We start from the raw sequence: 10,854 nt of genomic DNA on the forward strand, positions 1-10,854 counted from the left end.
TTTTAATTAAAACATAGGCAGATGAATAATTCCATACGGTGGATTATTCATCGCTTACCCTGCACAGATAGTAAAGAGAGCGTTCCGGCCAGTCATCAATACGGGACACCTGCATCTCTATGCCGATCTGTTCCCCGTGATTAATACGAAGGCGGATATCCAGAATGCATTGCTTTTCCTGAAGCCTTTCACCAGGAATCAAAGGATTTAAAATCTGCAGATGGGTGATTTCCTCTGGCTTCCGCCCCAAGACTGCTGCAAGAAAATGGCGGCAGCTTTCCGTGGAACGCTGTAGGACAGCATGAAACATGTAGTCATTGGTTAAGGGGTAGCGAACTGCCTGATTAAACATCCAGAAATGAAAGTAAGATATGAATAGTGAGTAAAAAGAGAATATCATGAAAACGAAAATCTGCAAATAGATATACGATAGGACGAAAGTGTTATTTTTTCAAAAGAAGCTTCAGAAAGTTCTTGACATTAACGTAACGTAAAGGTTTACAATATCTTTGTCAGGAGGGAATGATATGGAGTACACCATTAAAGAACTGGCAGAATTAGCTGGCACCAGTACAAGAACGCTTAGGTTTTATGAAGAAAAAGGGCTGCTTTCCCCAAAAAGAGCTGGAACAGGGGAATACCGGATTTACAGAAAAAAAGAAGTAGACGTACTTCAACAGATTTTATTTTTCCGGGAAATGGGATTTTCCCTGGCACAGATTGAAAAAGCCCTGAAGGAAAAGAATTTTGACCGGATTCAGGCGATGGAGGAACAGCTCCAAAGTCTGGAAACAGAAAAGCAGCGGTTGGATAGGTTGATTGCCACTATCCAGAAAACAATTCAAAAAGAGAAAGGAGAAATTCAAATGTCAGATAGAGAGAAATTTGAAGGTTTAAAAAAGGAAATCTTAGCAGAAAATGAGAAAAAATATGGAAAAGAAATTCGTGAAAAATATGGAGAGGTTACTGTGGAAGAAAGCAACCGCAAAATGTTAAATCTATCAAAGGAGGAGTATGACAGGATGCAGAAGCTGGCAAAACAGATAAACGAGAAGCTGGTTAAAGCTGTTCGGGAAGGTATAGACTACCGTTCCGAAGCAGGAAAAGAAATTGCTTTGCTTCATAAAGAGTGGATTGGCTTCAGCTGGCCATCCTATTCTGTAGAAGCTCATCACGGATTAGTTCAGATGTATACTGCAGATGAACGATTTAACGCCTATTATGATGCAGAACAACCAGGCTGTGCTGAGTTCTTAAAGAGGGCGGTAGAGGAGCATATAAAATAAAATTTTGATTTGCAGGTTTGTTTTGATTTTCAAGGGACGAAAAGAGTGTTGGTATTATAGCTCTTAAGCTAAGACTACGAAGGGCGATAATTCTAGAAAAATGCATCTAATTTACTACAAGTGACGAGTACACGGACATTCGACCTCCTGTCTCAAGTCCGCTCAAAAAACCTCCGTGTTTTTTGCCTCTGTAAGCTATGCATTTTTAAGAATTATCAGCCCTTCTTCGTATAACTTATTCGCTACAATAACAACATTCTTTTCTGTCTCCTGAAAGTCAAAAAATCTGCAAACCAAAATTCCAAATCATCCGCATAAACCTATAGTCTAATTAAAATATAGTAGGTGCTTTTATCAGGTTAAAACTTTCCTGGAATGATATGAAATTTTGGGTTATCGCAGAAATGTATTTACTAAGAAAGTAAAGCTTGTAGTAAATAAAAGAGAGAATTCTATAAAGATTTTATGTTTGATATTGCGGAAGCGAGTCTGAAAATCCAGAGCTTAGATATTCTCGTAATCGAAGGCATTCCTGAGATTACGTTAGAATATCTTGGCTCTTAGTTGAAGAGGAGCGAGCTATCAAACATAAAACTTTATAGAATTCTCTCTTATTAATTACTACCTACTTTACATTTTTGGGAAAACATATTTCTGCAATAACCCAAAATTTCTCCTTGACAAACCTCCCTTTATGCAATATTCTTATAAAGATAAAATTTTATAAACGGGAGGATTTTACACATGAGTAATGAGAAAATCGTCATTGGCGAAACAGGCATTTATGATGCAAAAAAGCTTGGTGTCCCGAAATTATTGCTATTAGGTCTTCAGCATACCTTTGCAATGTTCGGAGCTACTGTTTTAGTTCCTCTTTTAACAGGTCTTAGTGTTTCTACCACTCTTTTCATGGCCGGTGTCGGCACCCTTTTATTCCATTTAATAACCAATCGAAAAGTGCCAGCATTTTTAGGTTCATCCTTCGCATTTTTAGGTGGATTTGCAGCAGTGGCACCATTGGCAGCAGATGGAGCACCAAATGCAGAGATGCTTCTATATGCTTGTGGTGGCGTAGCAGTAGCCGGTTTAGTATATGTAGTATTGGCGACATTGATTAAAGCATTTGGACCAAACAAAGTAATGCGGTTCTTCCCACCGGTAGTAACGGGACCAATTATTATTTCCATAGGATTGATTTTAGCACCGACTGCAATCAGCAATTGTCAAACGAACTGGCTTCTCGCGATAATTGCTCTTGCAGTCATTATTATATGTAATATCTGGGGAAAAGGCATGGTAAAAATTGTGCCAATTATTATCGGAATTATAGTATCCTATTGTGTAGCTCTGGGAATCAGAGCGGTAGATTTCACAGCAGTAACAAAAGCTGATTTTGTAGGATTTCCACAGTTTACATTAGCAAAGTTCAGTGTAAGCTCCATCTTAACAATTACACCGATTGCCCTGGCAACAATGATGGAGCATATCGGTGATATTTCAGCAATTAGTGCAACTGCAGGAAAAAATTATATAGAAGATCCGGGGCTTCACAAGACCCTGATTGGTGATGGCCTGGCTACTACTCTCTCGGCTGTTTTTGGAGGACCTGCAAACACGACCTATGGTGAAAATACAGGTGTACTTGCCTTGACAAAGGTTTATGACCCACTGGTTATGGAGCTGGCAGCGATTTTTGCAATTATCTTCTCCTTCTTCCCGGTATTTTCTGCAGTAATCAGTTCTATCCCTGCAGCGATTATCGGAGGCGTTTCCCTTATTTTGTACGGTATGATTTCTGCCATCGGCGTTCGTAATGTGGTAGAAAACCAGGTAGATTTTACAAACAGTAGAAACCTGATTATTGCAGCTGTCATTCTGGTAAGTGCCCTTGGCTTTAACTCTGTAGGCGGAATTACCTTCACAGTAGCAGGAACTGCGATTAACTTATCCGGTCTGGCAATTGCGGCACTGGCAGGAATTGCTTTAAACGCCATCCTTCCAGGAAATGATTATGTATTTAAGCCGGAGGCAGAGGAAGGAACTTCCTTTAAGCTATAAAAAAGACTGGACAATGAAAGTAAGACTTGGTATAATTGCCTCGTCACAAGTAGACTGTATTGTATCCCTTCGAATAGGGAATAATAACAGGAGGTAAAAATTGAATCACAGAAATGAAAAAACACTGGGACTTGTCCAGGTGGCACTTTTTACAGCCATTATCTTTGTATTGGCGATGGTACCGGGCCTTGGCTATATTCCGATTGGAATAATCCGGGCGACTACAATACATATACCGGTTATCATCGGCTCACTGATACTGGGACCGAAAAAAGGAGCTGTACTGGGCGGCATGTTTGGATTAACGAGTCTGATTAACAACACGATTAATCCAACGGTTACATCTTTTGTATTCTCACCGATTCTGGCAATGGAAATGGGAGGAATCAAGAGTGCCATCATGAGCTTTATCATCTGCTTTATCCCAAGAATTCTTATCGGAATCGTACCATACTATGTGTATGCCGGTATCCGCAAGCTGATGAAAAAGGGAAATGCATCCATGATTACTGCCCTGGGAGTGGCTGGAGTGGCCGGTTCTATGACTAATACACTGCTGGTTATGAACTTTATCTATCTTTTATTTGGAGAGCAATATGCTTTGGCAAAGGAAATGTCATATGAGGCCTTATATGGAACAATTCTCGGAATTATCGGTATGAACGGTGTTCCGGAAGCGATCGTGGCAGCAGTTCTGGTGACAGCAATTGGGCGAGTATTCTTTAAGTCCAGAATTTTGAATTAGTAGTTTTGGCTGCCACAGGAATTGTGGCAGCCTTTTTACACGAAGAAAGGGGAAGTCTATGATACTTGCAATTGATATGGGAAACACCAATATTGTTATTGGCTGTATTGATGATGAGAAAATTCATTTTGTTGAGAGAATGTCTACCGACCAGTCTAAGACAGAACTGGAATATGCCATTAGCTTTAAGAATGTACTGGAGTTATATAAAATTGATGTAGCACAGATAGAAGGAGTCATTATCTCTTCTGTAGTGCCACCATTGGTGAATACGATGAAAGGTGCAGTGAAAAAGGTAGTAAATAAGAGTCCTAAGATAGTTGGACCAGGAATTAAAACAGGACTTAATATTCTGATGGACAACCCGGCACAGGTTGGAAGTGACATGATTGTCAGTGCAGTGGCTGGTTTAAAGGAATATGGGGCACCTCTTATCTTTGTAGATATGGGTACGGCAACGACAATTTCTGTCATTGATGAAAATAAAAACTACATTGGCGGAGCAATTCTGCCGGGAGCCTATACTGCATTAAATGCCTTGGTAAGTAATACAGCACAGCTGCCACGAATCAGCATGGAGGCTCCAAGGAGGGTCATTGGAAAAAATACCATCGACTGCATGAAGAGCGGCATGCTTTATGGAAATGCAGCTTGTATTGACGGCATGATTGAGCGGATGGAGGCAGAGCTTGGAACAGAGGTCACTGTTGTAGCTACTGGTGGTTTGGCCTCCAGTGTGGTTCCTCATTGCAAAAAGAAGATTATTATTGATGATGCACTGCTTTTAAAGGGACTAAAGCTTATTTATGACAAGAATGTATAATCTAAATTTAATTTTATGAAAGGGTGTAAAACATGCTAGAAGGAAAAAATGTAGTGCTGGCAGTGACGGGAAGCATTGCAGCATATAAGATTGCTAACCTTGCCAGTATGCTGAAAAAACAGAAATGCAAGGTAACTGTGATGATGACGAAAAATGCAACTAATTTCATTAATCCGATTACCTTTGAAACCTTAACCGGTAATAAGTGTCTGGTAGATACCTTTGACCGTAACTTCCAGTATTCGGTAGAGCATGTTTCCCTGGCAAAGGAAACAGATGTAGTTTTAGTAGCTCCGGCCTCTGCTAATGTGATTGCCAAGCTGGCTCACGGTATTGCAGATGATATGCTGACAACGACCATTCTGGCATGTGAATGTAAAAAGATTGTTGCTCCGGCGATGAACACCCATATGTATCACAATCCGATTGTGCAGGATAATTTAAAGCTATTGGAGAAATATGGAATGGAGGTTATCAAACCGGACTATGGTTATCTCGCCTGTGGCGATATCGGTGATGGGAAGATGCCTTCAGAGGAAACACTGCTTTCTTATATAGAAAGAGAAATCGGAAGAGAAAAGGATCTGGCAGGGAAAAAGGTACTGATAACAGCCGGACCGACGAGAGAGGCTTTAGATCCGGTGCGGTTTATTTCCAATCATTCTACCGGGAAGATGGGGTACGCTCTGGCTCGTGCTGCCATGCTCCGGGGGGCTTCAGTAACTTTGGTTAGTGGGCCGGTAAGCCTTGCTAAGCCGCTCTTTGTAAATACAATTGATGTAGTATCTGCCCAGGAGATGTATGAGGCTGTTATAGAGCGGGCGAAAGAGCAGGATATATTTATTATGGCGGCAGCGGTAGCAGACTATACACCAAAGGAGCAGGCGGCAGAAAAAATGAAAAAAAGGGACGGGGAGCTTTCCATGGAGCTTTGCCGGACCAGGGATATTTTGCAGACAGTTGGGGATAATCATAGAGAAGGTCAGTTTCTGTGTGGATTTTCCATGGAAACAGAGAACCTGATAGAAAATTCCAGAGCAAAGCTTTTAAAAAAGCATGCAGACATGATAGCAGCTAACAGTCTGCGTACGGAGGGAGCCGGTTTTGGCACAGATACGAATATAGTAACCCTGATAACTGCGGATACCTGTGAGGAGCTGCCTTTGCTTTCTAAGGAGGAGACAGCTCATGCAATTTTGGATAAAATTTTGGTAAAATACAAAAAATAGAAAAAAATAAAAAAATTAAAAAAAGGGCTTGCATTTTTTTAGAACCTGTGGTAGAATATCATTCGTGACAAACGAAAGACTTGTTTTTGGGCTATCGCCAAATGGTAAGGCAACGGACTCTGACTCCGTCATTTCAAGGTTCGAATCCTTGTAGCCCAGCTTTAGACAGGCTATACAAAAGTATAGCCTGTTTTTTTTTTTTTTTTTTTTTTTTTTTTTTTTTTTTTTTTTTTTTTTTTTTTTTTTTTTTTTTTTTTTTTTTTTTTTTTTTTTTTTTTTTTTTTTCAATAGGAAAGTGCGTTCTATCGAACTTTACAAACCATATGTTCAAAATAACCAAAAATTATATTATAAAAATAATGAAATAGAAAAAAATAACAAAATAAGGACAGTTGACCTTTTTGCAATTATAGCAAAATAGTATAATGATATTGCCTTATTAAAGGAATAATTTGTAAATTTAAAACTAAAATAAAGGAGGAGACAAATGAAAGCGTTTTACAAAAAATGTCTTGCAGCACTGTTAACTGTAGCAATGATACTGTCCATGATTCCAGCCAGCGTCTTTGCAGTACAGCAGACGGGAACTTACAGTAAGATAAGCAGTGCAGCCGATTTGACATCAGGCAAATATGTACTTGTCTGTGAAAATAATCGTGCTGCAGGAGCTTATGACACAGGCACAAAAGCATTGCCAGAGCAAGAACAAAGCGTGGTTGAAAATTCTATTATAAACCCAGCAGAAAGTCTTGTATGGAATGTTGTAGTATCTGGAAGTAGTATTAGTTTACAAGACTCTAAAGGTAAATATCTAACATCGGGTGGAAATAGCAGTATTTCTGCTGAGAATACACCTTACTATTGGAAGGTTTTAGGAGAAACAACCTTTACATTTAATGAGGAGACAGGAACGAGGGTATTGGCATACAATACAAATACAAAGTATTTCAGGCAGTATGCAGCAACGGGTACAAATCCTAAAAACTTCACTCTTTACAAATTTGTAGAGGGAAGCATTGCTCCGGCAACTCAGGCAGATGAGCCAAAGGCCAGCAAGGCTGCAGGCGTGGTAACAGCTGGTACACAGATTGAACTGACCTGTACAACGAAGAATGCTACGATTCTTTATAAGCTGTCACCGGAGGCAGAATGGCAGACCTATTCTACACCGATTGTTATCAATGGGGTCACAACGATTTATGCAAAGGCACAGGCGGATGGTCTGGAGGACAGTGCAGAGGTAACCTTTGCTTATACTGTTCCAACTATGCCGTCAGCAGTCGATATTGACCCGATTACAGAGATTCCGGAGGGAGCTATTTCAATTGCAGAGGCTTTAGAAAAGGCAGATAATGAAACGATTACAGTAGTAGGTCAATTAGTATATCGTTTTGGAAATTATAATAATACAAATTCTGCCATTTTGGAGGATGTAATAGATGGTCAGGTAGTAGCCCTCCAGATATACAACCCTCTGGATGACTATAAAATTGGAGATATCTTAAAAATAACAGCAGTGAAATCTACCTATGGTGAAGTTCCGCAGATATCAGCGGCAAGCAAGATTGAGAAGATAGCTTCTGCTGCTGATGTGGCTTTGATTCCGGCACAGGAATTTGAAAGTATTGGAGCACTTCTGGCATCGAAGCAGTATCTGCTTTCTGAGTGGATAAAGCTTAAAAATATTACTCTGAATGCATATAACAGTAATGGTAATACAGAAATCACAGATACTCTTGGAACCAAGATGAATGTATTTCGTTCAGCTACTTATCCATATGATGTAGAGGCTGGTGATCTGGTGGATGTATACGCTTGTGTTTCAAAATATAAAACAAATGACCAACTGCGGTTAGGTTCATCTACAGACTATGTTGTTGTAAATGATACAAAGGCACCTAAGATTGAGCTGACAGAAACAACGGCGGAGCTTGGCCAGGATTGCAAGGTAACAGCAGTCATCCGGGATAATGTAGGAGTAACAGAAGCAAAGCTTACCTATACGGTTGGAGCTAATCCGGCAGTGGAGCTTTCTTTAGTACAGAATACAGAGGATGGAACCAAATGGGAGGCAACAATCCCTGGAAACGTTTTTATAGCTGGAGTTGACAGCGTGACTGTTAAGGTTAATGCAAAGGATGCAAAGAATAATGCTGACGAGAAGGCTATGACGGTTAAGGTAATGGATGAGCCTCAGGTCGAGAGTGTTACTCCGGCAAGAAATGCTATAACAGGAGACAATAAAAAGCCTCTGATTAGTATTACATGCACTAATATAGGAACAAAACCTACAGCAAAGCTTACTCTGAAAAAGGGCACAGAGGTAGTTTTGGATCAGGTGCCTATGGGCTATCAGTCCGAAACCTTTAGCTATCAGGTTGCCAGTGATCTTGCTGAGGCCAGATATACAGCATCTGTAACTGTCACAAGAGCGGATGGGAAGAGCATCACCTATGAGTGGCCTTTCACTACGGGAACGCCAGAATACAGACTGTATTTTGGGCAGCTGCACAGCCATACGACCTATTCGGATGGTTCCGGGACCTTGGACTCGGCTCTTGAATATGTCAATCAGATCAGCGAGAAGGATAACATTGACTTCGTAGCTTTTACGGATCACTCCAACTATTTTGACACAAAGGATGCAGTAAATCCAGAGGACGGATTGTATGATACAAGTAAAATGACAGCAGACAGTCAGAGAATCTGGAAGGAATACAAAACCAAGGTTGCTACTTATAACGCATCGCCAAGCAACAGAGGTGTGGTTGCTGTTGCCGGCTATGAGATGACCTGGTCTGGCGGTCCGGGACATATGAATACCTTTAACACTCCTGGTGTAGTCAGCAGGAATAATAAAACTCTTAATAATAAAACAAATGATGCAGGTATGAAGGCATATTACGCTCTTTTAAGTCGTGCAGAGGGAGAAAACAGCATAAGCCAGTTTAACCATCCGGGCACTACCTTTGGAACCTTTGCTGATTTTGGCTATTGGGATACAGTAATTGACAGCCGTATTAATATGGTTGAGGTAGGAAATGGAGAAGGAGCCATTGGTAGTGGCGGACATTTCCCGTCCTATAATTATTATACGATGGCATTGGATAAGGGCTGGCATGTGGCACCTACTAACAACCAGGATAATCACAAAGGTAAGTGGGGGAATGCAAACGATGCCCGTGATGTTATTATTACTGATAGTCTGACGGAAGAGAATATTTATCAGGCTATGAGAGAACGTCGGATTTATGCCACTGAAGATAAAAATCTGGAGATTACTTATACCGTAAACGATAAAATGATGGGAACCATCATTGAAGAAGTACCAGAAAGCCTGACAATTAAAGCAAGCCTTAGCGATGCAGATGATACCATTGAAAAGGCTGAGTTAATTGCAAACAGTGGAAGAGTAGTTTATACCTGGGATGTAAATGCCCAGAGCAAGGAGCTGACTGCGACACTTAACCCAGACTACAGCTATTATTATCTGCGTGTAACAGAAAGTGATGGGGATGTGGCAGTTACAGCACCTGTATGGGTCGGAAAAACCATTATGCTTGGAATTTCTAATGTAGAAAGCAGCACAAGCACACCGGTTACTGACGAGGAGATTACTGTTAAGACAACTCTGTTTAACAGTGAAGGTGAGGACGCTGTCATTAAGAGCCTGACTTATAAGCTGGACGGCACTGTACTGGAGAATCTTAATAGTGTAGGAACAATTACAAAATCAACTACCTTTGAGTATAATTATGGTTTTACACCAAAGAAAGCAAAGCTGCAGAAAATAACTGTAGAAGCAGTTATCCAGCTGGGTGATAAGGAATTTATTTATAGCAAGGACTTGAGCCTTGATGTGAGAGACGCAAGTAAATTGGTATATGTAGGTATTGATGGAAGCCACTATAACGAATATGTGTCTGGTAACTATAAGGACTCCATGGGTAACTTTACTAAGATGGCAGCACAGAACAATGTAAGATGCGTTACACTGAATACTTCCGAAGAATTTCTTGCAGCTGCTAGGAATACAAACGGAAAGTATAAGATGCTGGTGCTTACAGCACCGAGCCGTCGTAACGGAACTGCTTTGAGAGATCCATATGCGGTATATTCAGATGATGAGATTGCAGCAATTAAGGGATTTTCTGAAGCTGGCGGTATTCTGGTAATCGGCAACTGGTCAGATTACTATGAAAACTATTCCGGCATTGCAGAGTTGGCTACTGTAAACCATATGGCAGGCCAGCAGAATAAGCTTTTGAAGGCTATTGGCTCTAAGCTTCGTGTCAGTGATGATGCAACGATGGATGATACTTTGAATGGGGGACAGCCACAGAGATTGTATTTCTCCTCCTACAATCTGGAACACCTTTTGATGAAAGATGTTGAGCATGATGCAGAGCATCCAAATGATAATAAATACAGCCAGCTGTTCAGCCAGTATGGAGGTTCCAGCATCTACGCAGTAGATGAGAGCGGAAATCCATCGGCTTCGCTTCCGGACAGTGTTTCCCCAATTGTATATGGTCATGCCACCACTTACTCTAAGGATAGTGACAAGGATGGAATCGGCGGGGAAAAAATACCGAAGTACACTTATGCAGCTGGAGATGGAAGGCTTCTTGTGCTGGCTTCTGAGACAATTACCCATGCCAATGGAAATCAGTCCATGGTTTTAGTTGGCGGAGCAGCCTTTATGAGTAACTT

General features: G+C 40.8%; 7 protein-coding genes and 1 tRNA gene. 7 read left to right on the plus strand and 1 reads right to left on the minus strand.

Annotated features, from left to right (window positions below):
- Positions 1-43: 43 nt before the first annotated feature.
- Positions 44-352: an Rpn family recombination-promoting nuclease/putative transposase gene (locus ASU35_RS17175; RefSeq protein WP_172794669.1), complete on the minus strand. Its 309-nt coding sequence runs from the start codon at positions 350-352 to the stop codon at positions 44-46.
- Positions 353-527: 175 nt separating this feature from the next.
- Between ASU35_RS17175 and ASU35_RS17180 the strand changes: the two genes are divergently transcribed.
- The 7 genes from ASU35_RS17180 to ASU35_RS17210 all read left to right on the plus strand — a co-directional run.
- Positions 528-1,286 carry a MerR family transcriptional regulator gene (locus tag ASU35_RS17180; RefSeq protein WP_058354191.1) on the plus strand — a complete coding sequence of 253 codons (759 nt, stop codon included), beginning with the start codon at positions 528-530 and terminating at the stop codon, positions 1,284-1,286.
- 744 nt (positions 1,287-2,030) lie between these two features.
- Entirely contained in the window at positions 2,031-3,344 is a 1,314-nt protein-coding gene (locus ASU35_RS17185; RefSeq protein ID WP_058354192.1) for a uracil-xanthine permease family protein, read from the plus strand.
- 100 nt (positions 3,345-3,444) lie between these two features.
- Positions 3,445-4,089: an ECF transporter S component gene (locus tag ASU35_RS17190; protein ID WP_058354193.1), complete on the plus strand. Its 645-nt coding sequence runs from the start codon at positions 3,445-3,447 to the stop codon at positions 4,087-4,089.
- 58 nt (positions 4,090-4,147) lie between these two features.
- Complete coding sequence (locus ASU35_RS17195) at positions 4,148-4,912, plus strand: type III pantothenate kinase (RefSeq protein ID WP_058354194.1); 765 nt, start codon at positions 4,148-4,150, stop codon at positions 4,910-4,912.
- Positions 4,913-4,944: 32 nt separating this feature from the next.
- Positions 4,945-6,141, plus strand: coding sequence for a bifunctional phosphopantothenoylcysteine decarboxylase/phosphopantothenate--cysteine ligase CoaBC (coaBC, locus tag ASU35_RS17200; protein ID WP_058354195.1), 1,197 nt, complete (start codon positions 4,945-4,947; stop codon positions 6,139-6,141).
- A gap of 87 nt (positions 6,142-6,228) precedes the next feature.
- Positions 6,229-6,300: transfer RNA gene (locus tag ASU35_RS17205), tRNA-Gln, on the plus strand.
- Between the two features lie 328 nt (positions 6,301-6,628).
- The coding region (locus ASU35_RS17210) for a CehA/McbA family metallohydrolase (RefSeq protein WP_172794670.1) at positions 6,629-10,854 on the plus strand (4,226 nt) is incomplete at its 3' end.

This window comes from Acetivibrio ethanolgignens, assembly GCF_001461035.1.
GTDB classification, from domain to species: domain Bacteria; phylum Bacillota; class Clostridia; order Lachnospirales; family Lachnospiraceae; genus Velocimicrobium; species Velocimicrobium ethanolgignens.